We start from the raw sequence: 23,596 nt of genomic DNA on the forward strand, positions 1-23,596 counted from the left end.
GCGTCTGGGATACCAGACACAACCACTCCGTGGGGCATCCCACCAGCGGGAAGGACGATGTCCAATGGGCCCATGCCGGAAACAGTGCTCCTGGGCCTCGAACCCCTCACCGCCGCCCAGGTCGTCGACGTCGTCCGCGGTCACGCGCCGGTCGGGCTCGGGGACGCGGCCGAGAAGACCCTCGCCGCGACCCGCCAGCACATCGAGAACCTCGCCCACGCCGTCACTCCCACCTACGGCGTTTCGACCGGCTTCGGCGCGCTCGCCACCCGGCACATCCCGGTGGAGAGCCGGACCGCGCTGCAGCGCAGCCTGATCCGCTCGCACGCCGCCGGCGCCGGGCCCGCCGTCGAGCCCGAGGTCGTCCGCGCGCTCATGCTGCTGCGGCTGCGGACCCTCGCCAGCGGCTACACCGGCGTCCGGCCAGGCACGGCGCAAACGCTTGCGGCGCTGCTCAACGCCGACATCACCCCGGTCGTCCACGAGTACGGCTCGCTCGGCTGCTCCGGTGACCTCGCGCCGCTGGCCGCCGTCGCGCTCGCGCTCATGGGCGAGGGCGAAGTGATCCACGCCGGGCAGCTGAAGCCCGCCGCGGAGGCATTGCAGCAGGCCGGGATCGAGCCGGTCGTGCTCGCCGAGAAGGAGGGGCTCGCCCTCACCAACGGCACCGACGGCATGCTCGGCATGCTCCTGCTCGCCGCCGCCGACCTGCACAAGCTCTTCGACATCGCCGACCTCACCGCCGCGATGAGCGTCGAGGCTCTGCTGGGCACTGATCGCGCCTTCGCCGCCGACCTCCAGGCGCTGCGCCCGCACCCCGGGCAAGCGAGGTCCGCCGCCCGGATGTGGCACGCGTTGCAGGGGTCGAAGATCGTCGAAAGCCACCGCGGCCCGGACTGCAACCGCGTCCAGGACGCCTATTCGCTGCGCTGCGCCCCGCAGGTGCACGGCGCCGCGCGCGACAGCCTCGCGCACGCCGAACTCGTCGGCGGACGCGAGCTCGTGTCCGCTGTGGACAACCCCGTCGTGCTCGCCGACGGCCGGGTCGAGTCCAACGGCAACTTCCACGGCGCGCCCGTCGCGTACGTGCTGGACTTCCTGGCCATCCCGATCGCGGACGTCGCCAGCATCGCCGAGCGCCGCACCGACCGGATGCTCGACAAGGCGCGTTCGCACGGCCTGCCGCCGTTCCTCGCGCACGACCCCGGCGTCGACTCCGGCCACATGATCGCCCAGTACACGCAGGCCGCGATCGTCAGCGAGCTCAAGCGCCTCGCGGTGCCCGCGTCCGTCGACTCGATCCCGAGCAGCGCCATGCAGGAGGACCACGTCTCCATGGGCTGGTCGGCCGCGCGGAAGCTGCGCAAGGCCGTGGACGGCCTGACCACCGTGCTGGCCATCGAGCTGCTGACCGCGGCCCGGGCCCTCGACTTCCGGGCACCGCTCGAGCCGTCGCCGGTCACCGGCCGCGTCCGGGATCTCCTGCGCACCAGGGTGAACGGCCCCGGTCCGGACCGCCACCTGGCGCCCGAGATCGCGGCCGCCGAAGAACTCGTCCGCTCCGGCGCCGTCCTCGACGCCGCCCGTTTGGAGGTCTGATGTCCCGCGTAGTCCGTGCCGCCCGCGGCACCCAGCTCACCGCCAAGTCGTGGCAGACCGAAGCCGCGCTGCGGATGTTCCACAACAACCTCGACCCCGACGTCGCCGAGCGGCCCGAGGACCTGGTCGTCTACGGCGGCACCGGCAAGGCCGCCCGCAACTGGGCCAGCTTCGACGCGATCACCCGCGAACTGACCACTTTGGACGTCGACGAGACGCTGCTCGTGCAGTCCGGCAAGCCGGTCGGCGTGTTCCGCACGCACGAGTGGGCACCGCGCGTGCTGATCGCCAACTCCAACCTCGTCGGGGACTGGGCGACCTGGCCCGAATTCCGCCGGCTCGAGGCGCAGGGCCTGACGATGTACGGGCAGATGACCGCGGGCTCGTGGATCTACATCGGCACCCAGGGCATCCTCCAGGGCACGTACGAAACGTTCGCCGCCGTCGCGAAGAAGAAGTTCGGCGGCTCGCTCCGCGGGACCTTGACGGTGACCGCCGGCCTCGGCGGCATGGGCGGCGCGCAGCCGCTCGCCGTCACCATGAACGACGGCGTCGCGCTCGTCATCGAGTGCGACCCGCAGCGCGCGCACCGCCGCGTAGAGACGCGCTACCTCGACGAGGTCGCCGACGACCTCGACGACGCGATCGCCCGCGTCACCAAGGCCAAGCGGGAGCAGCGGCCGCTGTCCGTCGGCGTCGTCGGGAACGCGGCCGAGGTGCTGCCGGAACTGCTGCGCCGCGACGTCGAGGTCGACATCGTCACCGACCAGACGTCCGCGCACGACCCGCTTTCCTACCTGCCCAAGGGGATCGGCGTCGAGGACTGGCACGACTACGCGGCCAAGAAGCCGGACGAGTTCACCGACCGCTCGCGCGAGTCGATGGCCGACCACGTCGACGCCATGCTCGGCTTCCTGGACCGCGGCGCGGAGGTCTTCGACTACGGCAACTCCCTGCGCGGCGAGGCCAAGCTCGGCGGTTGCGAGCGCGCGTTCGACTTCCCCGGGTTCGTGCCCGCCTACATCCGCCCGCTGTTCTGCGAGGGCAACGGCCCGTTCCGCTGGGCCGCGCTGTCCGGCGACCCCGAGGACATCGCCGCGACCGACCGCGCGATGCTGGACCTGTTCCCGGAGAACGAATCCCTCGCGCGCTGGATCCGGCTCGCCGGCGAGCGCGTGGCCTTCCAGGGGCTGCCGGCCCGCATCTGCTGGCTCGGCTACGGCGAGCGCCACCTGGCCGGCCTGCGGTTCAACGAGATGGTGGCCAGCGGCGAGCTGAAGGCACCGGTCGTCATCGGCCGCGACCACCTCGACTCCGGCAGCGTCGCTTCGCCGTACCGCGAGACCGAAGGCATGGCCGACGGCTCGGACGCGATCGCCGACTGGCCGCTGCTGAACGCGCTGGTCAACACCTCGTCCGGCGCCAGCTGGGTGTCGATCCACCACGGCGGCGGCGTCGGCATGGGCCGGTCCATCCACGCCGGCCAGGTCAGCGTCGCCGACGGGACCGAGCTGGCCGCGCGGAAGCTCGAGCGGGTGCTGACCAACGATCCGGGCATGGGCGTCATCCGGCACGTCGACGCCGGTTACGACCGCGCGAACGACGTCGCCGGCGAACGCGGCGTGCGCGTTCCGATGCGGGAGGGTGCGTGACCGCCTCCGGGCTGCTCGCCGAGATCGGTGACGTCGGGCGCGACCCGAAGCGCGGCGGCTATTCCCGGCACGCGTTCGACGGGCCGGAGAACGACCTGCGGGCCTGGTTCGGGGAGCGCGCGCTGGGGCTCGGGCTGGACGTCGACACCGACCACAACGGCAACATCTGGGCCTGGTGGGGGCCGCCGGGGCCGGACGCCGTCGTCACCGGCAGCCACCTCGACTCGGTGCCCGGCGGCGGCGCGTTCGACGGCCCGCTCGGCGTCGTCAGTGCGCTGGCCGCGGTGGAAGCCCTGCAGGCGAGCGGTTTCCAGCCGCGCAAGCCGTTCGCCGTCGTCGTGTTCACCGAGGAGGAGGGCGGCCGGTTCGGCGTCCCCTGCCTCGGCTCGCGGCTGCTCACCGGCACGATCGACGCGGACAAGGCGCGCGGGCTGCGGGACGCCGACGGCGTGACGTTCGCCGAGGCCGCGGCGAAGTCCGGTTTCGACCCGGCGCTGGTGGGGCCCGACCCGGAGCGGCTCGGGCTGGTCGGGCGGTTCCTCGAGCTGCACGTCGAGCAGGGCCGCGGGCTGATCGACCTCGGCGCTCCGGTCGCGGTCGGCACCACGGTGATCGCGCACGGGCGCTGGCGGTTTTCCTTCGCGGGGCAGGGGAACCACGCCGGGGCGACGCTGCTGGCCGACCGGGCCGACCCGATGCTGCCCGCCGCCGCGACGGTCACCGCCGTCCGGCGGCTGGCCCGCGCGGTGCCGGACGCGCGGGCGACCGTCGGCCGCCTCGTGCCGACGCCGGGCGGCACCAACGTCATCGCGTCCACCGTGGACCTGTGGCTCGACGCGCGGGTGCCGGGGACCCTGACCCCGGCGCTGGTCGAGGACATCGCGCGCGCGGCGGAGGCCGCGGCCGCCGAGGAGGGCTGCCGGGTCACCGTGCACCGGGAGTCCTATTCGGACGACGTCGTGTTCGACGACGCCCTCCGCCGGGACTTGAGCGACGGGCTCGGCGGGCCGCCCGAGCTGCCCACCGGGGCCGGGCACGACGCCGCGATCCTCGCCGGGTTCGTGCCCGCGGGGATGCTCTACGTGCGCAACCCGACCGGGATCAGCCACTCGCCGGAGGAGTTCGCCGAGGCCGCCGACGTCGAAGCCGGGGCCGAAGCGCTCACCGGCGTCCTGGAGCGGCTGGCGCGATGACCTACTGGTGCGAACAGGCGTGGCTGCCCGGGGGGATCGCCTCCGCGGTGCGGATCGACGTCGGCGGCGGGCGGATCACCGGGGTGACCCCGGGGGCGCCGCGGGCCGGCGTCGTGCTCGAAGGCCTGACGCTGCCCGGTTTCGCGAACGGGCACTCGCACGCCTTCCACCGGGCGCTGCGGGGCCGGACGCACCACGAACGCGGCACGTTCTGGACGTGGCGCGAGCGGATGTACGCGCTCGCGTCCCGGCTCGACCCCGACACCTACTACCGGCTGGCGCGCGGGGTCTACGCCGAGATGGTCCTGGGCGGCTACACGAGCGTGGGGGAGTTCCACTACCTGCACCACGCGCCCGGCGGGAAGCCGTACGCGGACCCGAACGCGATGGGGGCGGCGCTGCGGCAGGCCGCCGCAGACGCCGGGATCCGGCTGACCCTGCTGGACACCTGCTACCTGGCGGGCGGCATCGGCGTCGAACCGGACGAGGTCCAGCGGCGGTTCTCCGACGGCTCGGCCGCGGCGTGGGCGTCGCGGGTGGGGTCGTTGCGGGAAGGCGAACTGTTCCGGGTCGGGGCCGCGATCCACTCGGTGCGGGCGGTGCCGGCCGACGAACTGCCGCTTGTGGACAGTCCGCGGGTGGTGCACGTCCACCTTTCGGAGCAGCGGACCGAGAACGAGCAGTGCCTGGCCGCGTACGGCCGGACCCCCACCGAGCTGCTGGACGACCGCGGGGTGCTGACCGACCGGCTGGTCGCGGTGCACGCCACCCACCTCACCGCATCGGACATCGAGCGGCTGAGCGGGGCGCGCGCGTGCTTCTGCCCGACCACCGAACGCGACCTCGGCGACGGCATCGGCCCGGCCCGCGCCCTGCGGGACGCCGGGGTGCGGCTGAGCGTCGGCAGCGACAGCAACGCCGTCGTCGACGCCTTCGAAGAAACCCGCGCGCTGGAGCTGGACGACCGGCTGGCCAGCGAGGAACGCGGCCGGTTCACCGCCGAGGAACTCCTCGAAGCGGCTACCGACCACGGCTCGGTCGGGTGGGACGAGGTCGGCGCGCTCGCCGAGGGGGCGGGCGCGGACCTCGTCACCGTCGGCCTGGATTCGGTGCGGACGGCCGGGATCGAACCGTCGGGCGTGGTGTTCGCCGCGTCCGGGGCCGACGTCCGGCACGTCGTCGTGGCCGGCCGCGAGGTGGTGCGCGAGGGCGCGCACCACCTCATCGAACGACCGGAAACCGTCCTGGCGAAGGAGATCGAGGCACTGTGGCAGTCCTGATCACGGGCATCGGCGAGCTCACCACGAACGACGCCGAGCTGGGCCGGTTGTCCGACGCGGCCCTCGTCGTCGAAGGCGCCGAGATCGCGTGGGTGGGTGCGGCGAAGCAAGCGCCGGACGCCGACGAGCGCGTCGACGTCGAGGGTCGCGCGGTGCTGCCGGGCTGGGTCGACAGCCACACGCACCTCGTCTTCGCCGGCGACCGGACCGCCGAGTTCGAAGCGCGGATGGCGGGAAAGCCCTACACCGCCGGGGGAATCGCGATCACTGTCGGCGCGACGCGGGAGGCGTCCGACGAACAGCTCGCCGCCAACCTCCGCCGCCACGTCGACGAAGCGGCCCAGCAGGGGACGACGTGCCTGGAGACGAAGACGGGCTACGGCCTGACCGTCGAGGACGAAGCGCGTTCCGCGCGGATCGCCGGCGAGGTGGCCGACGAGGTCACGTTCCTCGGTGCGCACCTGGTGCCGCCGGGCGCCGACGCGGAGTCCTATGTGGACCTCGTGTGCGGTGAAATGCTCGACGCCGTCGTGGGCAGCGTGCGCTGGGCGGACGTGTTCTGCGAGACCGGCGCGTTCGACGAAGCCCAGTCGGCGCGGGTACTGAAGGCCGCGGCCGGGCGCGGGCTCGGCTTGCGCGTGCACGGCAACCAGCTCGGCGAGGGCCCCGGCGTGCGGCTCGCGGTGGAGCTCGGCGCGGCGAGCGTCGACCACTGCACGTACTTGAGCGACGCGGACGTCGAGGCGCTGGCCGCCTCGGAAACCGTGGCGACCCTGCTGCCCGCGTGCGACCTGTCGACCCGGCAGGCGATGGCGCCGGCCCGGCGGCTGCTCGACGCGGGCGCGACGGTCGCGCTGGCCAGCAACGCCAACCCGGGCAGCTCGTACACGACGTCGATGGCGTTCTGCGTCGCGACGGCGGTGCTGCAGCTGCGGATGACGATCGAGGAGGCCGTCTGGGCCGCCACGGCGGGCGGCGCGCGGGCGTTGCGCCGCGACGACGTCGGCGTCCTGCGGCCCGGCGCGCGGGCCGACGTCCACGTGCTCGACGCCCCGTCGGTGACGCACCTGGCGTACCGGCCGGGGGTGCCGCTGACGAATTCGGTGTGGCGCGCCGGAGAGCGCGTGCGCTAACGTCGGGAGCGAGGACGCGCGAAGACACAGTCCGGTATGGGTTAGTCCGGGCGGCATCGGCAGGCTTACCTGTGCGTCCCTTCCTCGGAAGCGACGAAGGGACAGCTGTGTCCGTGATCATCATCGGGGCCGGTCTGGGCGGGTTGAGCCTGGCGAACGGGCTGAGCCGGGCCGGGATCCCGTGCCGGATCTACGAGCGCGACGAGTCGGCGGGCGCGCGGAAGCAGGGTTACCGGCTGCACATCGGCGACGTCGGCGACTCGGCGTTGCGCGAGGTGCTGCGCCCGGAGCTGCACGAACTCTTCCGCGCCACCGCCGGGCGCGCGCTGCCGCACACGAACGTCTACGACGAGCGGCTGGAGCTGGTCACGCGCTTGGCGGACGAGGGAACCCACCTCAACGTCAACCGCTTCACCCTGCGCCAGATCCTGCTGCACGGCCGGGAAGTCTGCTACGGCAAGCGGTTCACGCACTACGAAACCGACGAAGACGGGGTGACCGCGTATTTCGCCGACGGCACTTCCGCCCGCGGCGGCCTGCTGGTCGGTGCCGACGGGATCAACTCCCCGGTGCGGCGGCAGTACCTGCCGCACGCCGAGGTCGTCGACGCCGGGCTCGTCCACCTCTACGGCCGGATCCCGCTCACCCCGGAGACTCGCGCGCTGTTCGAGCCGGAGATGTTCGCGGTCTTCACCATGATGCTCGGACCGCACCGGACGATGGCCGGGTTCGCGCCGGTGGACTACGCCGAGCCCGTCGCCGACGCCTGCGCGCGGCTGGTGCCGGACCTGCGGTTGCGCGACACCGACCCGTACCTGACGTGTTCGATCGGCGCGCGGTGGGAGGTCGTCGGCCACGACGAGGCCGGGCTCGCCGCGATGACACCCGGCGACCTGCAGAAGGTGGCGCTCGGGCTGGTCGACGGCTGGCACCCGCTGGCCCGCGCGATGGTCGAGCGCTGGGACGTCCCGGCGACGTTCCCGCAGCCGATCCGCACGAGCGTCCCGATCGCGCGGTGGGCTCCTTCGCGCGTGACGCTCGTCGGCGACGCGATCCACGCCATGAGCCCGGCCGGCGGCGCGGGCGCCAACACCGCGTTGCGCGATGGTGCGGTGCTGGCGGCCGCGCTGGCCGGGGCTCCGGTCCTCGACGCCGTGGAGGCCTACGAAACGGCGATGGTGGACTACGGGTTCGCCGCCGTGCGGGAGTCCGCCGAGAACGGGCGGCGCTACCTCGGGCAGGACGCGCTCACAGCGGAAGCGTGAACGGCGTGCACGCCGGGGTGTAGCTCGCGTCGAGCGCGTGCAGGATCAGGCCGGTGACGTTCGGGTCGATCGCCTGGCTCAGGTGGCCCGACGCGTCGGCGGCGCAGAAGTCCTGCAGCACGACGTCCTTCGCGCCCGGCTCGTTCAGGATGCCGCTCGTGTACGGCGTCACGACCTCGTCGTACTTGCTGACGATGCTCGTGTACGCCGGTCCGCTGACGTGCACGCCGCCGCGGGCGAGGTCGTCCAGGAAGGCCGACGGGGCCAGGTATTCGGTGCACGCGCCGCACGCCGTCGTCAAGACCGCGCCCAGGCCGGGCACCGTGGTCAGCAGGCCCTTGGCGAGGGCGTCGAGGCCGCCGAGCGTGGTGCCGCGGTAGTTCGCGCCGAAGCCGACGAAGTTCGCGACCTTCGCCGCGCCGCCGCCGTACTTCAGGTAGTACGCGGGCATCGTGCTGCCTTCGGAGTGGCCGACGATGTCGACCTTCGCCGCGCCGGTCGACGCGCGGACCTGGTCGACGAACCGGCCGAGCTGGGCGGCGCTGGTGCGCATGGACGCCAGCCCGCCGACGCCGGGCCCGAGGATCCCGGTGCCGTAGGTCAGGGAGAAGACGCAGTAGCCCTGTGCGGCGATCTTCGGCGCGTGGAAGAACCAGTTGACGGTGTCGTTCGCGCCGAGGCCGTGCACCAGGACGACGGGCTGGGGGTGCGCGGCCGTCGGGCGGCAGCCCCAGTCGTTCCAGCCGCTGCCCGGCGCCGCTTCGGCGACCGCAGGCGCGGCGACGCCGAAGGTGACCGCCGCCAGGACCGCGGTGAGGATTCGCTTGGCACCGCCGTTGGTGACCCGCATTTCACTGCCTCCAGTTACCCGTCAGTACGTGACGCAGCTCATGATCGGTCACAGAACAGGGGAGGCCACCTGGGACAACGCTCAGACTTGGCCGGCGTTTGTTGTGACAAGTGACAACCAAGGGAACGGCGTTCGCGACCGATGGTGATGGTGACTGTTCCAACGGCGAAACAGGAGGAGCCGTGCGACGTCTCTGGCTCGTGGCCATCTTGACCGCCCTTTTCGTGGTTCCCCAGCCGGCGCTGGCGGAGCCGGTGCACTGGGACCAGCCGGGTCCCTTCGCTGTCGTCACCGAAGCCCTCGACGGCGGCCACACCGTCTTCCGGCCCGCCGACCTCGGCGGTGACCGGCACCCGGTCATCGTGTGGGGCAACGGAACCGGCGCGACCCCCGGGATCTACGCGCCGCTGCTGCGCCACCTCGCCTCGTACGGGTTCGTCGTCGCGGCCGCCGACACGCCGAACTCGGGGACCGGCGCGGAAATGCTGGCCGGCGCCCGGACGCTCGTGGCGGAAAACGCCCGGCCCGGCAGCCGGTACTTCGGCCGGATCGACACCGCGCACATCGGCGCGACCGGACACTCCCAGGGCGGCGGCGGCGCGATCGCCGCGGGCGCGGATCCGGTGATCACCACCACGGTCCCGCTCGAGCCGGGTCCGCTCGGTTCCGTGCCTGCCTTGCACGGTCCGGTGTTCTTCCTCGGCGGCCAGTTCGACGTGATCGTCGTGCCGGGACTGCTGGTCATCCCGCGCTACTACGCCGCGTCGCACGTCCCCGCGGTCTACGGCGAACTGGCCGGAGCCACGCACTTCACCGCGGTGGGCGACGGCGGCGGCTTCCGCGGCGCGATCACCGCGTGGTTCCGGTACTGGCTGGCGGGTGACACACGGGCCAAGGGCGTCTTCTTCGGGCCGGGCTGCGCGCTGTGCGCCGATCCGGCGTGGTCGAAGGTGCTACGCAACGGGAAGGCGCTCGACGTGTGACCGGCGGGCGGCGGCCGCGATCCCGGCCGCCGCGAGCAGGCCGCAGAGCCAGGCGAACCAGTCGCCGAAGCGGGCGTACGGCGTCTTTCCCGCGCCGGCCGGCACGTCCGCGACGACCACCGAGAACGGGCTGCCGCCGGTGCGGGTTTCGGCCAGGACGCGGCCCTGGGCGTCGGCGAGCATCGGCGTGCCGCGGGCCGCGCTCCAGCCCACCGAGAAGCCGTTCTCGACGCCGCGGATCAGCGCGGTGCGGCTGTGCGCCCAGCCGTCGACGTCTTCGTCGGACGCCGGGACGAGGACCAGGCCGGTGCCCGCCGCGCCGTAGCCGCGGCCCGGGTCGGCGAAGTTGACGTCCATGCACACCATCAGGCCCATCCCGGCGAAGCGGGTGAGCTCGGTGCCGGAGCGGAGGTTCGGCGAATCCCCGTTGTGCCACTTGCGGTATTCGACGGGCGCCCCGGACGGCACCACGGCGAGAGCGGCGTTGAAGCGGCCGTCCGGGGTGGTGTCGAGGACGCCGGTGACGACGTCCAGGTCCTTCGCCCCGGCCACCTCGGTGAGGGCCGCGACGAGGCTCGCGCGGCTGGTCTGGTCCACCGCGAAGGTGGCTTCGGGGAGCACGACGGCCCGCACGCCGCCCGGGAGCCGGCCGATCTGGTCCACATAGGACTGGACGAGCGCCTGGCCGTCGCGGGTGGCGACGTCGACCGCCCAGCGGTGCTGCGCCGGTGCGATCAAGGCGACCTTCGTCGACGGCCCGGTCGAAGCCGGTGGACTCCAGAACGCGAGCCCGGCCGCGATCACGGCCAGCGCGACGACGGGGACGAGCCGCGTCCGGCCGCGCAGGCCGGGCGCGAGCGCGGCGGCGACGGCGGCCGGGACGAACAGCACCAGGAACTCCACGCCCCAGCCCCCGGCGACCGCGGCGATCCGCACGATCGGCGGCCGGTCGGCCTGCGTCGTCATGAAGGTGCCCATCAGGCCGGTGGGGTTGAGCAGCGAAACGACGTAGAGCGCGACGGTCCACAACGCGGGCGCGGCGAGCGCGGCCAGGACGCCGTGACCGCGCCGGACCAGCAGGCCGAAGAGGCCGGCGGACAGCGCGAACAGCACGGCGCTCCCGCCCAGGATCGCGAGCGCGGCGGGCCGGGGGATCGACTGGGAATGCCAGAAGTAGCTCCAGCTGCCCGTGCTGCCCGCGAGGTAGGCGGTGAAAGCGCTTGCGAGCACGATCCCGCCGTGGACGCGCGGTGCCAGCAGCAGGATCGGCAGCGGCGCGAGCCAGGCCAGTTCGGGCAGCGGGTCCAAGCCCGTGCCGAAGAAGAACAGCACGGCCGACGCGACGGTCGCCAGGATCGCTTTCATCGGTGCCCCTTTCGCCCGGTTCCACGGTTTCAGGCGAGGTGGGGGAAGGCACTGGGCTGGACCACCGGGCTCGTGGTGGGGTTTGCCCCACCCCGGTTCATCGAGAGTTCAGGGAGCCGTCACGCGACAGGGATCGGCTGCTGCCCCGTCGATCAGTAGCGTTGCTAACGAACAGCTACGGAAGAGAGCCGAGCATGGACTTCTCGCTGATCGTGCTGGTGGTGATCGTCGCCGCGCTGGCCTTCGACTTCACCAACGGCTTCCACGACACCGCCAACGCCATGGCCACCTCCATCGCCACCGGGGCGCTCAAGCCGCGGGTCGCCGTCGGTGTGTCCGCGGTGCTGAACCTCGTCGGCGCGTTCCTCTCGGTCGAGGTCGCGAAGACGATCTCCGGGGGGATCGTCGACGACACCAAGGTGACGCCGGTGATCATCTTCGCCGGGCTCGTCGGTGCCATCGTGTGGAACCTGCTGACCTGGCTGATCGGGCTGCCGTCGAGCTCGTCGCACGCCCTGTTCGGCGGGCTCATCGGCGCCACCTGGATCGCCTCGGGCTCCGACGCCGTCCACTTCGGGAAGGTCGTCGAGAAGGTCCTCATCCCCGCGCTCGCTTCGCCGGTCGTCGCCGGGATCGTCGCGACGCTCGGCACCTTCCTCGTCTACCGGATCACCGCGCGGGCGAAGCAGGACACGGTGGGCCGGACGTTCAAGGCCGGCCAGATCGCCTCGGCCTCGCTGGTGTCGCTCGCGCACGGCACGAACGACGCGCAGAAGACCATGGGCGTCATCACGCTGACGCTGATCGCGTCCGGTTCGCTGGCGCCGGACTCGGGACCGCCGCTCTGGGTGATCCTGACGGCCGGCACGGCGATCGCGCTCGGCACCTACCTCGGCGGCTGGCGGATCATCCAGACGATGGGCAAGAAGCTCACGGAAATCCAGACGCCGCAAGGCTTCGCGGCCGAGACGAGCGCCGCCGCGGTCATCCTCACCTCGGCGCACCTCGGGTTCGCGCTGTCCACCACGCACGTCTGCTCGGGCGGCATCATCGGCTCCGGGCTCGGCCGCAAGCTCGCGGAGGTGCGCTGGGGCGTCGCGGGCAAGATGGTGCTCGCCTGGGCGCTGACGCTGCCCGCCGCCGCGATCGTCGGCGCGCTCGCCGCCGAGGTCTCGACGCTCGGCACCTGGGGCACCGTGCTCATCGGCCTGGCCGGGGTCGTCGTCGCGGTGGGCATCTACCTCGTGTCGAAGCGGAACCCGGTCAACGCGAACTCCGTCACCGAACCCGAGCCCGGCGTCCAGCCGGTCAACGCCTGAGGAGCGCCGCCGTGCACATCGATTGGGGTTCCCTCGGACTCGTCTTCGTCGTCGCGCTGGCGTCGGTCGTCGTGCTGACGAGCCTCTTCTCGTTCGGCGTGGTGGGGCTTTCCCAGCGCGACTCGGCGCGCGAGGCCGGCGGCTCGGGCAGCGGTCCGCTGGCCGGCGCGGTCATCTGCTTCGCGCTCTGCGCGGCGATCGTCGGCTACGGGATCTACTTGATCGTCGCCTGAGCGCGTTCCCGCAGTCCGTCGGGCAGGCCGCCGAGCATCGGGGCCAGGGTGGCGCGCCGCGCGTCGGACAGGTGGCTCAGCAGGTCCAGCGCCGGGTCCCAGAGGTCCTCGTCGGTGCCCGCCGCGGTGATCAGCCGGCCGAGCCGGTGCGCGGGCAGCAGGCCGACGACGTGGTCGATGCGGTGCTTCTCGTCGAGCACGAACGCGATCCGCAGCAGGCCCGGGTCGTCGACGTGCTCGAGCGCCCGCCGCACGGTCCCGTCGGGCAGGTGCCCGACGAACCGGCCGAGGGTGATCCAGTCCTCGCGGCGCGCCAGCTCGGCGGCGACCGCGAGGACGGTGTCCAGCGGGATGCGCGAGATGATCGCGCTCGCCCGCCGCGGGTCGAGGTCCGCCGCGACCTCGGCGAGGAACCGCGGGTGCAGCCGCTTGGCGACGTCGACGCCGCGGGAGACGTCGACCAGCCCGGCGATCCGGGCGCACAGCAGCGGGCCGAACACCTTCTCGGCGATCTTGGCGAGCACCGCGCCGGGCAGCAGCCGCGCGGCCAGCGCCATCCGCTGCAGCACGGCGCTGTTCGCGTCGAACAACGTGTCGGTGACCTGCTCGCGGAAGGCCTTGAGGTCGTCGGGGGCGACGCGGGCGAGGTACGCCAGCCGCTCGTGCTCGACGTCGAGGACGCGGGCCAGCTTCAGGATCTCCGCGCGCGAGGCGTAGTCGGCGGTCACAGGCCCACCGCCTTCCGGACCGCGCCGCGCAGCAGCGCCGGGACGTACCGGAGACCCTCTTCGCCGGCTTCGGCGAGCGCTTTCGCCTGCCGGCGGCGCGCGTCGCGCAGGGCGTCGGCGAGGTCCTGTCGCTCGTGCTCTTCGAGGGCCTCGATGCCTTCGGGGAGGTAGCCGCCCAACTGATCGGCGAGTGTGCGCTCGGCCATGGTGGATCATCATGCATCATGCGGACATGACCTTCGAGACGTCCACGGTCCGTGTCGGCGAACTCTCCGCGTACCTGGCCCGGCCGTCCGGCGGGTCGGCGGCCGGGATGCTGCTGCTGCCGATGATCACCGGGATCGGCGAGCAGGTCCGGGCCTGGGCCGACGAGCTCGCCGGCCGCGGGATCACCGCGCTGACCTGGGACGTCTTCCACGGCGCGAGCACCGACAACACCTCACGCGAGGACCTCGGCGCGAAGCTCGGCGAACTGCGCGACGAAGCCGCGCTGGCTGAGCAGGCCGCGCTGCTCGACCACCTGCTCGGCGAGCTGGGCTGCACGTCGGCCGGGGTCATGGGCTGGTGCCTCGGCGGCCGCTTCGCGCTCCTGCTCGCGGCGCGCGACCCGCGCTTGTCCGGCGTCGTGGCCTACCACCCGACGGTCCGCGACCCGGCGCCGCCGAACCACGACCTCGACGCGGTCGCTTTGTCGACATCGATCACCGCGCCGGTGCTCGTCGCCTACCCGGAGGCCGACGCCGTCGTCTCGCACCAGACGTTCGCCCGGCTGCAGGCGGCGCTGCAGTCACGGCCGCGGGGCGCGACGTTCAGCCAGCACTTCCCGGGCGCCGAACACGGCTTCAGCGACTCCGCGCGCCACGGCACGACGGTGAACGCCGACGCGTTCGCGCTGTCCTGGCCGCAGACGCTGGCCTTCCTGGACACGCTGAAAGGTTGACTTTCGGCAGTGGTCGGCCGCGGTCACGCCTTGTAGCTTCGGACCTGTGCGAGAAGTGACGAAGCGCAGGTGGCGGGTGGTGCTCGACGTCGCCCTCGGCCTGTTCCTCGCCTTCGTCGTCGCCGCGGGCACGATCGAAACCCGGTCGTACTGGGAGCTGGCCGGCGGGCTCGCCGTCGTGGCCGGCTCGGTGGCGACTTCTCGGCGGTACCCCGTCGTCTCGCTCGGCATCGCACTGGCCGGGGCGCTCGCCGTGCCGTTCCCGTACGGCGACCGCGTGGCCGTCTGGGTCGTGTTCGTGCTGGTGGCGATGAGCTACCTCGCCGGGCTGCGGATGGACCGGGCCCGGCCGGGCGTGCTGATCGGCGTGACCGTCGTGGTGCTCGGCCTGCCGCTGTCCCTGTTCGCCGGGCCCGACGGGATCGGGGACTGGGCGGCGATGGTCGCGATCCTGGTGTTCGCCGGGCTGTCGCCGTGGCTGCTGGGCCGGTACGTCCGGGTGCGCGGCGAGCTCGCGCGCACCGGCTGGCGCCGGGCCGAGGAAATGGAGAGCCGGCAGCGGCTCGTCGCCGACCAGGCGCGCCTGCGCGAGCGCGCCCGGATCGCCAGCGACATGCACGACTCGCTCGGGCACGAGCTGAGCCTGATCGCCGTCCGCGCCGCCGCCCTCGAGGTCGCGCCCGGGCTCGACGGCGCCCAGCGCGACGCGGCCACGCAGCTGCGGACCAGCGCCGCGGCGGCGACCGAGCGGCTGCGCGAAATCATCGGCGTGCTGCGCGAAGACGCCGCGCCGGTCGAACCGGTGCAGGGCGACCTCGGCGAGCTGATCGCGCGGGCGCGGGCGTCGGGGCTGCTGATCGACTCGGCCGTCGACAGCGCGCAGGCGCCGCCGATGGTCGGCCGCGCCGCCCACCGCGTGGTGCAGGAAGCGCTGACGAACGTGGCGAAGCACGCGCCGGGTGCCGCGGCGGTGGTCCGGGTGACGAGCTCCGGCGCCGTGACGGAGGTGAGCGTCGTCAACGCGCCGCCGCCCGCCGGGCCGCTGCCGGGCGCGGCGTCCGGGCGCCGCGGGCTGATCGGCCTGCGCGAGCGCGTCCGGCTGGTCGGTGGCACGCTGCGGGCGGGGCCGCACGAGGGCGGGTTCGCCGTCACCGCGACGCTGCCGCACGACGCCGCGCCGGTCGAGGAGACGCCGGAGCTGCGCGAGGCCGCCGACGACGAGGTCGGGCAGTCGACGTCGGCCCGGGCGCTGGAGCTGGCCCGCCGCGACGTGCGCCGCAGCCTGGTCCAGGCGGTCGTCGTGCCGCTCGCGCTGTTCGGGGTGGTGCTGGCGGTCGGCGGGATCGCGTTCCTCTACCAGTGGAACTCCTCGGAGCTGCCCGGCGGCGCCTACGAGCGGCTGCGGCTCGGGCAGTCGCGGGCCGAGCTGACGCTGCCCGAGCGCCAGCGCGCGGCGCGGCCCACCCGGGGCGAGCCGCCGTCGGTTCCCAGTGCCGCGTGCGAGTACTACGGCGCCGGGCGGTCGTGGCTGAACAACGACTATGCGGCGTACCGGCTGTGCTTCGCCGATGGGAAGCTGGTTTCCAAGGACTGGTTCGCCGAGGGGGCACCGTGATCAGGGTCGTGCTGGCCGACGACGAAGCGCTGATGCGGGCGGGGGTGGCGGCGATCCTCGGCGCGGACCCGGACATCGAGGTCGTCGCCGAGGCCGCCGACGGGCGCGCGGCGGTCTCGCAGGCGCTCGCCACGCACCCGGACGTCGTGCTGCTCGACATCCGGATGCCGGGACTGGACGGCCTCGGCGCGGCCGCCGAGATCCGGCGGCTGCTGCCCTCGACCGGCGTGATCATGCTGACGACGTTCGGCGAAGACGAGTACATCGAACGCGCTTTGGGCCTCGGCGCGGGCGGGTTCCTGCTGAAGTCGGGCGACCCGCGCGAGCTGCTGGCCGGGATCCACGCCGTCGCCGGCGGGGCCGCGTTCCTCTCGCCGAAGGTCGCCCAGCGGGTCATCGCGCGGCTGTCCGGCGGTCAGCTGACGCGTGCCGCCGCCGCCCGGGAGCGGATCAGCGGGCTGACGCCCCGCGAGCGGGAAGTGCTGACACTGCTCGGTTCCGGACTGTCCAATGCGGACATCGCGGCGAAGATGTTCGTCGTCGAGGGCACGGTGAAGGCGCACGTGAGCACCATCCTGACCCGGCTCGGGGTGAAGAACCGGGTGCAGGCGGCGATCACGGCGTACGAGGCGGGACTGGTCGGGGGAGGCGCGGCGGCCGCCACCCCGTGATGCCCGCGCCGATGCGGACAGCGGCTTTCGCCGGGAGCACCCTCGCCGCGGCGGTGCGCAGCTTCGTCGCGACGGGATTGGTCAGCTGGGGTCCCAGCTTGCCCGCCCGGACGGATTCCTTCGCGACTTTCTGGCTGCGCGGACGTCGTTCCGCGTCGTACCGGCGGAGCGCGGCTTCGACGGTGTCCGTCGTGGACACCGCGTGCGCGAGCACGACGGCGTCTTCGAGCGCCTGGCAGCCGCCCTGGCCGAGGAACGGCGGCATCGCGTGCGCGGCGTCGCCGAGCAGCGCGATCCGGCCGCGGGTGTAGCTCGGCAGCGGCGTCCCGAGGTGGTGGAGGTCGTGGTGCAGCAGGGCTTCCGGCGGGGTCGCGTCGATCAGCGCCGGGACGGGGTCGTGCCAGGTGCCGAAGTCCGGCTTGCCCGGGTGCCCGCCCGGCGCGGTGACGTAACAGATCCACCAGTAGACGTCGTCGCCGGTGAGGGGCAGGACGCCGACTTCGACGCCGCGGTCGAAGCTCGTGCTGAGCCGGGTGCCGGGCAGGCGTGCGACGCCGCGGAAGGCCGCGCTGCCGGAGTACACCGGCCCGGGGTGCCGCGGGAAGAGCGCGCGGCGGACCCGGCTGCGGATCCCGTCGGCGGCGACGACCAGGTCGGCTTCCACCTCGCCGCCGGTGAAGCGGACGAGCCCGTCTTCGCGGACTTCGGTGACTTCGCTGCCGATCCGGAGGCTTTCGGCGGGGACGGCCTCCGTGAGCGCTTTGACGAGGTCCCGCCGGTGGATGGCGCCGAGCGGACGGCCGTGGCGGCGTTCGAAGGCGGCCGAGTCCCAGCGGGTGATCCGGCGGCCGCGGCGGTCGCGGAACCCGCCGTCGCGCTGCGGGGCGAGGCTCTCGCCGAGGTAGACCCCGAGTTCGTCGAGGCAGCGCAGGGCGTTCGGCCAGAGCGAGATGCCGGCGCCGACGTCGCCGAATTCTTCGGCTTGCTCGAGCACGGTGACCCGCCAGCCGACCCGGTGCAGTCCGGCTGCCGCGCCGAGTCCCCCGATACCGCCCCCGACGACCACTGCGTGCATGACGCCCTCCTCTACAGGTGTAGAGGACTCTACACCTGTAGAGTGAGGTGGTGGAACGTCTCGAGGTGATCGCCGACACGGCCATCGAGGTGATCGCGGCCGACGGCATGCGCGGCCTGACCCACCGGGCGGTCGACCGCGCGGCCGGGCTGCCCGTGGGTTCGACGTCGTACTACGCGCGCACGCGGGCGGCGTTGCTGTCGTTGACGTTCGCGCGGATCGTCGAGCTGGACCAGGTTTCGGCGTCGTCGGGCGACCTGGCGGAGCTCATCGCGGGGTACGCGTTCGAGGCGAGCACCGCGGGCCGGACCCGGATGCTGGCGCGGTACGAGTTCGCACTGGAGGCGACGCGGCGGCCGGAACTGCGCGCGGAGTACGACTCGGGCGGGGAGTCGATCCGGCGCCGGGCGGCGGAAGTCCTGGCGGCGGCGGGCTCTTCGGACCCGGTGCGGCACGCGGGCGTGGTGGTGGACTGGATGGAGGGGACGATCTTCGGCGCCATCGCCGGGGCTTCGGCGCCGGCCTCCCGGGAGTCACTGGTGAAGAGCGCGCGGGAGATCCTGGCGGGCATCGGGGTGGGCTGAGCCCGGCGCAAGCGTCTTGAATGAGTCATTCAGGGCCTGGGAGGTCCTGAATGACTCATTCAAGACTTTTGCCGCGCGGGTCAGGCGTCGCGGCGGCGCAGGACCGCCGTCCCCACCGCCAGTGCCGCCGCGGCCCATGCCGCGCACACCACCAGTCCCACCCAAGGTGCGTACGGGGCCGGTGCCATCGTGATCGGGTTGGGGTGGCCCGCCTCCACCATCGCGTTCACCCCGGCGATCCCCGGGAAGTACGACACCAGCTCCGGCAGCCCCAGGGAGGCCACGATCAGCGGCAGCGGCACCAGCAGCACGATCACCGTCACCAGCGTCCCCGCCGCGCTGCGCAGGGCCCAGCCGACGCCCGTGGACAGCAGACCCAGCAGGGCGAAGTAGCCGCCCATGCCCGACGCCGTCGTGAACGCTCCTTCGAACGACGTCGGCAGGCCGTAGACGTCCTTCACCGTGCCGGCCACAGCCATTCCCGCGCACGCCAGCAGGACGCCGAACGCGGCCAGCACCGGTACCAGGACCGCCGCCTTCGCCACGACCACCCGGGGGCGGACCGGGGTCCACAGCAGGGTCGACCGGATGCCGCCGCCGGCGTATTCGCTCGTCACGAACAGCGTGGCCAGCGCGATCACCGCGAACTGCGTCAGGTAGAACCCGCCGCCGAGGGCGATCGTGTCGGCGCCGAGAGCGTCGTCGTTGTAGCGCTGGGCGATCCCCGAGAGCGTGGCGTAGCCCAGCATCAGGGCGGTCGCCGTCACCAGGCACCACCACGTGGCCCGGACCGACCAGAACTTCGTCCACTCCGAAGCCACCGCGCCGCGCACCGCCGTCGTCGTCATGCCGACACCCCGTACTCCACCGAAGAAGCGGTCAGTTCCATGTACGCCTGTTCGAGCGACGCCGTCCGTTCGGCGAGGCCGTGCAGGCGGATCCCCAGTTCGTGCGCCAGGTCGCCGACGCGGGTGACGTCGACGCCGTCCACCACCAGCTCGCCCGGTTCGCCGGGGTGGGTCAGCCCGCCCTCGGCGCGCACCCGCGCGGCCAAAGTGGAGAGTTCGGCCGCCGCCGGGACGCGCACCGAGACCGTCGTGCGGGAGTTGCCCGCGATGAACTCCGCGACCGGCGCGTCGGCCAGCAGCTTGCCCTTGCCGATCACCACCAGGTGGTCCGCGGTCAGCTGCATCTCGCTCATCAGGTGGCTGGAGACGAACACCGTCCGCCCCTCGGCCGCCAGCGAGCGCATCAGCCGGCGGACCCAGCGGACGCCGTCCGGGTCGAGGCCGTTGACCGGCTCGTCGAACATCAGCACGCCGGGATCGCCGAGCAGCGCGCCCGCGATGCCGAGCCGCTGCCCCATGCCGAGCGAGAACTGGCCGGCCCGCTTGCCGGCGACGTCGGAAAGCCCGACGGTCGCCAGGACCTCTTCGACGCGCGCCGCCGGGATTCCGTTGCTGCGCGCCATGGCCAGCAGGTGCTTCCCGGCACTGCGGCCCGGGTGCAGCGCCTTGGCGTCGAGCAGCGCGCCGACCTCGCGCAGCGGGTGCCGCAGCTCGGCGTAGCGCCGCCCGCCGACGAGGGCCTCGCCCTGCTGCGGGTGGTCGAGGCCGACGGTCATCCGCATGGTCGTCGACTTCCCGGCGCCGTTGGGGCCGAGGAACCCCGTCACCCGCCCCGGTCCGACGTCGCACGTGAGCGCGTCGACGACCGTCTTCTCCCCGTAGCGCTTCGTGAGTGCGCGAAGCGTGATCATGGTTCCTCCCGGTGTGTTCGCCTGTACCGGGAGTCTGGGGTTTCGAGGGTGCCGGGAGCATCGGACGTCGGTCGCGGGCGGCCCCCGACTTTCGGCAGGGGTCAGCCGCGGCGGCGGGACGTGTGCCGGGTCGGGACGGCGGTGGCCGGGTCCTCCGGCCACGGGTGCTTCGGGTAACGGCCGCGCAGGTCGGCGCGGACGGCCGGGTAGCCGGTGGTCCAGAAGCCCGCCAGGTCGGCGGTGATGGCGGCCGGGCGGCCGGCGGGGGAGAGCAGGTGCAGGACCACCGGGACGCCGGCGATCGTGGGGGTTTCGGTCCAGCCGAACGTCTCCTGCAGCTTGACCGCGAGGACCGGCCGGTCCTCGCGGTAGTCGACGCGGATGTGGGAACCCGACGGGACGGCCAGCCGGTCCGGGGCGAGGTCGTCGAGCTTGGCCGCTTCGGGCCAGGGGAGGAGGGCCTTGAGGGCGGTGCCGGCGTCGAGGGCCGCGAGGTCCGCTTTCCGCCGGGCGCCGGACAGGTCCAGCCAGCTGTCCACATCGGACAGCAGGGCGGCGTCGTCCACCGCGGGCCACGGTGGCCCGAGGACGTGGTGCAGGAACGCGAGCCGCTCGCGCAGGCGGGTGGCGTCCGGGCGCCACTTGAGGAGTCCCAGTCCTTCGGCGCGGAGGCCGGCGACGAGGGCGTCGTGGACGTCGGCGTCCTCGAGCGGTTTCTCGGAGAGGGTGATCGCGCCGAGCTTGCGGACGCGCCGGGCGACGACGTCGCCGTCCCAGGTGACCTCGTCCACTTCGGACACCGAGCCGGCGCGGACGGCGAGGCGTTCGTCGGCGGCCGCGGCGAGGCGGATGGTGCCGTGGACGCGGCCGGGGTCCCGCGTCGCTTCGGCGACGGCCAGCCACTCGGCGTCGAGTCCGCTGCCCGGCGGGAGTTCGGCCGCGGTGCCGCCGGCCATCAGGTACACGGGCGCGCCGCCGGGCCGTCGCTTCGCGAGCCGCTCGGGGTGCGCGAGCGCGACGACCAACGCCGGATCCGGCTTCCCTTCACCACGAACGAGTTTCGCGAGGCGCTGCACCTCGCGCTTCCAGCGGCGGGAAGTGTCGTCACCGGCCGAGCGCAGCCGCCGGAGTTCGGCTTCGACGTCGGTCAGCGTGCCGCCGGCGTCCAGCAGGGCCACCACTTCCGCCGCGTTCCGGGCGCCGACTTCCGCGGCCCCGTCCAGCAGGGCCCGCGCCAGCCGCGGGTGCAGGCCCAGCTCCGCCATCCGCCGCCCGCGCGCGGTCACCACGCCGCCGGAAGTCGCGCCGAGCGTCTCCAGCAGCGCGCGGCCCGCCGCCAGCGCGCCCTCGCCCGGCGGGTCCCACCAGGCCAGCCCGCTGCCGTCCGGCGTCGACCAGCACGCCAGTTCCAGCGCGAGCCGCGCGAGCTCGGCCGTGCGGATCTCCGGCTCCGGGTACGCGGGCAGCAGCGACTGCTCGTTCTCCGCCCAGCAGCGGTACGCCCGCCCGGGCCCCTCCCGGCCCGCACGGCCCGACCGCTGTGTCGCGACCGCCGCCGACACCCGGACCGTCGCCAGCCCGGGCAGCCCGCGCCGGTGGTCGACCCGCGGGACGCGCGCGAGGCCCGAGTCCACCACCGCGCGCACCCCCGGCACTGTCAGGCTCGACTCCGCCACCGCCGTCGCCAGCACCACCCGCCGCCGCCCGCGCGGCCGCAGCGCGTCGTCCTGGTGGGCCGCCGACAACCGGCCGTGCAGCGGGAGGACGTCCACAGTGTCCGATTCGGACAGTCGGAGCAGGTTCGACGTCCGCGCGATTTCCCCCGCGCCGGGGAGAAACGCGAGCACGTCGCCTTCTCCCGACGACAACGCCGTCCGCACCGCGCGGGCGACGCACGCCTCGACGCGTTCGCCCCGCGCCGGTGGCAGGTACGAGTACGAGACCGGGTACGTCCGCGCTTCGGCCGTGACCACCGGCGCGTCCCCGAGCAGCGTCGCCAGCCGCCCGGCCGCGACCGTCGCCGACGTCGCCAGCAGGCGCAGGTCGTCGCGCAGCCCGGCGCGGACGTCCAGGAGCAGCGCCAGCAGCAGGTCCGCGTCCAGGTGCCGCTCGTGGCACTCGTCGAGCAGCACCGTCGACACGCCCGGCAGCTCCGGATCACCCTGCACCCGGCGCACGAGCAGCCCCGACGTCACGACCTCGACGCGCGTGCGCGCGGACACCTTCCGGTCGCCGCGCACGGCGTAGCCGACGGTCTCGCCGACCGGTTCGCCCAGCAGCGCGGCCATCCGCGTCGCCGCGGCCCGGGCCGCCAGCCGGCGGGGCTCGGCGACCACGACGCGCCCGCCGTCCGAAGCCAGGGCGAGGGGCACCAGCGTCGTCTTCCCCGTGCCGGGCGGCGCGACGAGGACCGCGGTGCCGTGGGCGTCCAGCGCGGACAGCACGTCGGGCAGCACCGCGCGGACCGGCAGGTCGGGCAGTTTCACTTCGGGGTGACCTCGGGGGGCGGGGGCAGCTGGTAACCGGACGGCCCGATGTTCGCGTTGAGGGAGCGGAGCCATTCGCCGGAGGAGATCATCTTCCGGATCGCGTCGTCCACCGCGTTGACGCCCTGCGTGTCGCCCTTGCGCAGGCCGACGCCGTAGTTCTCCGCCGAGAACGGCTTCCCGACGATCTTCAGCAGCTCCGGGTCGCGCGCCACGTAGCCGGCGAGGATCACCGCGTCCGTGGTGACCGCGTCGATCTGGCCGGCCAGCAGCGCCGTCACGCAGTCGGAGTACCGCGGGTACTCGACCAGCTGGACGGCCTGGGCGAACCTGTCCTTCACCTGCTGCGCCGGCGTCGAGCCGGTGACCGAGCACAGTCGCCGCCCGTTCAGCGCCTCCGGGCCGGTGATGTCGGCCGACGTCCGGCGCACCAGCAGGTCCTGGCCGGTGGTGAAGTACGGCCCGGCGAACGAGACGACCTGCTTGCGCTTGTCGGTGATCGAATAGGTGGCCACGACCAGGTCGACCGCGCCGGACGTGAGGTCCGTTTCCCGCGTCGCCGACGTCGTCTCGCGCCAGGTGATGTCCTTCGCCGCGACACCGAGTTCCGACGCGACGAAAGTCGCGACGTCGACGTCGAACCCGACGAACCGGCCGTCCACGGTGTGCTCGGAAAGCCCGGGCGCGTCGAACCGGATGCCGATGGTCAGGTGATCCGTGGCACTCGCCCGGGTGACCAGCGAGTCGGACGGCGAGACGCTCTTCGGACCGCACGCGGACGCCGTGACCAGCAACAACGCCGAAGCGAGGAGCGTGCGCCACCGCATCCAGCCGCTCCCTCCGCCGCTGTCCTGCCCTCACGTGGT

22 protein-coding genes are annotated in these 23,596 nt (G+C 73.4%); 13 read left to right on the forward strand and 9 right to left on the reverse strand.

The window, feature by feature from the left end; all coding sequences use genetic code 11:
• Positions 1-72: 72 nt before the first annotated feature.
• From hutH to AB5J73_RS18730, 6 genes are all read left to right on the forward strand, one after another.
• Positions 73-1,599 carry a histidine ammonia-lyase gene (hutH, locus tag AB5J73_RS18705; protein WP_370970950.1) on the forward strand — a complete coding sequence of 509 codons (1,527 nt, stop codon included), beginning with the start codon at positions 73-75 and terminating at the stop codon, positions 1,597-1,599.
• Complete coding sequence (gene hutU / locus AB5J73_RS18710) at positions 1,599-3,251, forward strand: urocanate hydratase (protein ID WP_370970951.1); 1,653 nt, start codon at positions 1,599-1,601, stop codon at positions 3,249-3,251. The genes hutH and hutU overlap by 1 nt, the downstream gene beginning before the upstream one ends.
• Entirely contained in the window at positions 3,248-4,444 is a 1,197-nt protein-coding gene (locus tag AB5J73_RS18715) for an allantoate amidohydrolase (protein ID WP_370970952.1), read from the forward strand. Before hutU ends, AB5J73_RS18715 begins: the two co-directional genes overlap by 4 nt.
• On the forward strand, positions 4,441-5,724 hold the full coding sequence (locus tag AB5J73_RS18720) for a formimidoylglutamate deiminase (RefSeq protein WP_370970953.1): 1,284 nt from the start codon (positions 4,441-4,443) through the stop codon (positions 5,722-5,724). Before AB5J73_RS18715 ends, AB5J73_RS18720 begins: the two co-directional genes overlap by 4 nt.
• Positions 5,712-6,857: an imidazolonepropionase gene (hutI, locus tag AB5J73_RS18725; RefSeq protein WP_370970954.1), complete on the forward strand. Its 1,146-nt coding sequence runs from the start codon at positions 5,712-5,714 to the stop codon at positions 6,855-6,857. The genes AB5J73_RS18720 and hutI overlap by 13 nt, the downstream gene beginning before the upstream one ends.
• 107 nt (positions 6,858-6,964) lie before the next feature.
• Positions 6,965-8,122: an FAD-dependent oxidoreductase gene (locus tag AB5J73_RS18730; protein WP_370970955.1), complete on the forward strand. Its 1,158-nt coding sequence runs from the start codon at positions 6,965-6,967 to the stop codon at positions 8,120-8,122.
• Here AB5J73_RS18730 and AB5J73_RS18735 read toward each other — a convergent pair.
• Entirely contained in the window at positions 8,106-8,972 is an 867-nt protein-coding gene (locus tag AB5J73_RS18735) for an esterase/lipase family protein (RefSeq protein ID WP_370970956.1), read from the reverse strand. The genes AB5J73_RS18730 and AB5J73_RS18735 overlap by 17 nt on opposite strands.
• 182 nt (positions 8,973-9,154) lie before the next feature.
• Between AB5J73_RS18735 and AB5J73_RS18740 the strand changes: the two genes are divergently transcribed.
• Entirely contained in the window at positions 9,155-9,955 is an 801-nt protein-coding gene (locus AB5J73_RS18740) for an acetylxylan esterase (protein ID WP_370970957.1), read from the forward strand.
• Here the strand turns inward: AB5J73_RS18740 and AB5J73_RS18745 are convergent.
• On the reverse strand, positions 9,926-11,320 hold the full coding sequence (locus AB5J73_RS18745; protein WP_370970958.1) for an acyltransferase: 1,395 nt from the start codon (positions 11,318-11,320) through the stop codon (positions 9,926-9,928). The two genes, AB5J73_RS18740 and AB5J73_RS18745, sit on opposite strands and share 30 nt — an antisense overlap.
• Before the next feature lie 194 nt (positions 11,321-11,514).
• Here AB5J73_RS18745 and AB5J73_RS18750 point away from each other — a divergent pair, with 194 nt between their 5' ends.
• Positions 11,515-12,639, forward strand: coding sequence for an anion permease (locus tag AB5J73_RS18750; RefSeq protein WP_370970959.1), 1,125 nt, complete (start codon positions 11,515-11,517; stop codon positions 12,637-12,639).
• 11 nt (positions 12,640-12,650) lie between these two features.
• Positions 12,651-12,872 (forward strand): hypothetical protein, encoded by a 222-nt coding sequence (locus tag AB5J73_RS18755; protein ID WP_370970960.1) that lies wholly within the window; start codon positions 12,651-12,653, stop codon positions 12,870-12,872.
• Here the strand turns inward: AB5J73_RS18755 and AB5J73_RS18760 are convergent.
• Positions 12,854-13,600 carry a hypothetical protein gene (locus AB5J73_RS18760; RefSeq protein ID WP_370970961.1) on the reverse strand — a complete coding sequence of 249 codons (747 nt, stop codon included), beginning with the start codon at positions 13,598-13,600 and terminating at the stop codon, positions 12,854-12,856. The genes AB5J73_RS18755 and AB5J73_RS18760 overlap by 19 nt on opposite strands.
• Positions 13,597-13,806 (reverse strand): hypothetical protein, encoded by a 210-nt coding sequence (locus tag AB5J73_RS18765; RefSeq protein WP_003082038.1) that lies wholly within the window; start codon positions 13,804-13,806, stop codon positions 13,597-13,599. The genes AB5J73_RS18760 and AB5J73_RS18765 overlap by 4 nt, the downstream gene beginning before the upstream one ends.
• 26 nt (positions 13,807-13,832) lie before the next feature.
• On the opposite strand from AB5J73_RS18765, the gene AB5J73_RS18770 reads away from it, so the two are divergent.
• From AB5J73_RS18770 to AB5J73_RS18780, 3 genes are read left to right on the forward strand one after another with little or no spacing between them, the layout of a single operon-like run.
• On the forward strand, positions 13,833-14,540 hold the full coding sequence (locus AB5J73_RS18770) for a dienelactone hydrolase family protein (RefSeq protein WP_370970962.1): 708 nt from the start codon (positions 13,833-13,835) through the stop codon (positions 14,538-14,540).
• Positions 14,541-14,586: 46 nt separating this feature from the next.
• Positions 14,587-16,155: a sensor histidine kinase gene (locus tag AB5J73_RS18775; RefSeq protein ID WP_370970963.1), complete on the forward strand. Its 1,569-nt coding sequence runs from the start codon at positions 14,587-14,589 to the stop codon at positions 16,153-16,155.
• Positions 16,152-16,826 carry a response regulator gene (locus AB5J73_RS18780; protein WP_370970964.1) on the forward strand — a complete coding sequence of 225 codons (675 nt, stop codon included), beginning with the start codon at positions 16,152-16,154 and terminating at the stop codon, positions 16,824-16,826. The genes AB5J73_RS18775 and AB5J73_RS18780 overlap by 4 nt, the downstream gene beginning before the upstream one ends.
• Here the strand turns inward: AB5J73_RS18780 and AB5J73_RS18785 are convergent.
• Entirely contained in the window at positions 16,771-17,901 is a 1,131-nt protein-coding gene (locus AB5J73_RS18785) for an FAD-dependent monooxygenase (protein ID WP_370970965.1), read from the reverse strand. The two genes, AB5J73_RS18780 and AB5J73_RS18785, sit on opposite strands and share 56 nt — an antisense overlap.
• Before the next feature lie 50 nt (positions 17,902-17,951).
• On the opposite strand from AB5J73_RS18785, the gene AB5J73_RS18790 reads away from it, so the two are divergent.
• On the forward strand, positions 17,952-18,485 hold the full coding sequence (locus AB5J73_RS18790; protein WP_370970966.1) for a TetR/AcrR family transcriptional regulator: 534 nt from the start codon (positions 17,952-17,954) through the stop codon (positions 18,483-18,485).
• An 80-nt stretch (positions 18,486-18,565) separates the two neighbouring features.
• Here the strand turns inward: AB5J73_RS18790 and AB5J73_RS18795 are convergent, their stop codons facing one another.
• The 4 genes from AB5J73_RS18795 to AB5J73_RS18810 all read right to left on the reverse strand — a co-directional run bounded on the left by AB5J73_RS18795 (position 18,566) and on the right by AB5J73_RS18810 (position 23,557).
• Complete coding sequence (locus AB5J73_RS18795; protein WP_370970967.1) at positions 18,566-19,333, reverse strand: ABC transporter permease; 768 nt, start codon at positions 19,331-19,333, stop codon at positions 18,566-18,568.
• Positions 19,330-20,244 (reverse strand): ATP-binding cassette domain-containing protein, encoded by a 915-nt coding sequence (locus AB5J73_RS18800; RefSeq protein ID WP_370970968.1) that lies wholly within the window; start codon positions 20,242-20,244, stop codon positions 19,330-19,332. The genes AB5J73_RS18795 and AB5J73_RS18800 overlap by 4 nt, the downstream gene beginning before the upstream one ends.
• A gap of 101 nt (positions 20,245-20,345) precedes the next feature.
• Positions 20,346-22,730 carry an ATP-dependent helicase HrpB gene (hrpB, locus tag AB5J73_RS18805; protein ID WP_370970969.1) on the reverse strand — a complete coding sequence of 795 codons (2,385 nt, stop codon included), beginning with the start codon at positions 22,728-22,730 and terminating at the stop codon, positions 20,346-20,348.
• The gene (locus AB5J73_RS18810; protein ID WP_370970970.1) at positions 22,727-23,557 is read right to left on the reverse strand and encodes a glutamate ABC transporter substrate-binding protein; all 831 of its coding nucleotides are present in this window, start codon (positions 23,555-23,557) and stop codon (positions 22,727-22,729) included. The genes hrpB and AB5J73_RS18810 overlap by 4 nt, the downstream gene beginning before the upstream one ends.
• Positions 23,558-23,596: the final 39 nt, after the last annotated feature.

The organism is Amycolatopsis sp. cg9, assembly GCF_041346945.1.
Lineage (GTDB): Bacteria > Actinomycetota > Actinomycetes > Mycobacteriales > Pseudonocardiaceae > Amycolatopsis.

Coding starts and splice junctions, on each gene's coding strand:
- hutH (WP_370970950.1), top strand. CDS start 73: ATGCCGGAAACAGTGCTCCTGGGCCTCGAACCCCTCACCGCCGCCCAG.
- hutU (WP_370970951.1), top strand. CDS start 1,599: ATGTCCCGCGTAGTCCGTGCCGCCCGCGGCACCCAGCTCACCGCCAAG.
- AB5J73_RS18720 (WP_370970953.1), top strand. CDS start 4,441: ATGACCTACTGGTGCGAACAGGCGTGGCTGCCCGGGGGGATCGCCTCC.
- AB5J73_RS18735 (WP_370970956.1), bottom strand. CDS start 8,972: ATGCGGGTCACCAACGGCGGTGCCAAGCGAATCCTCACCGCGGTCCTG.
- AB5J73_RS18745 (WP_370970958.1), bottom strand. CDS start 11,320: ATGAAAGCGATCCTGGCGACCGTCGCGTCGGCCGTGCTGTTCTTCTTC.
- AB5J73_RS18750 (WP_370970959.1), top strand. CDS start 11,515: ATGGACTTCTCGCTGATCGTGCTGGTGGTGATCGTCGCCGCGCTGGCC.
- AB5J73_RS18765 (WP_003082038.1), bottom strand. CDS start 13,806: ATGGCCGAGCGCACACTCGCCGATCAGTTGGGCGGCTACCTCCCCGAA.
- AB5J73_RS18770 (WP_370970962.1), top strand. CDS start 13,833: ATGACCTTCGAGACGTCCACGGTCCGTGTCGGCGAACTCTCCGCGTAC.
- AB5J73_RS18785 (WP_370970965.1), bottom strand. CDS start 17,901: ATGCACGCAGTGGTCGTCGGGGGCGGTATCGGGGGACTCGGCGCGGCA.
- AB5J73_RS18795 (WP_370970967.1), bottom strand. CDS start 19,333: ATGACGACGACGGCGGTGCGCGGCGCGGTGGCTTCGGAGTGGACGAAG.
- AB5J73_RS18800 (WP_370970968.1), bottom strand. CDS start 20,244: ATGATCACGCTTCGCGCACTCACGAAGCGCTACGGGGAGAAGACGGTC.
- AB5J73_RS18810 (WP_370970970.1), bottom strand. CDS start 23,557: ATGCGGTGGCGCACGCTCCTCGCTTCGGCGTTGTTGCTGGTCACGGCG.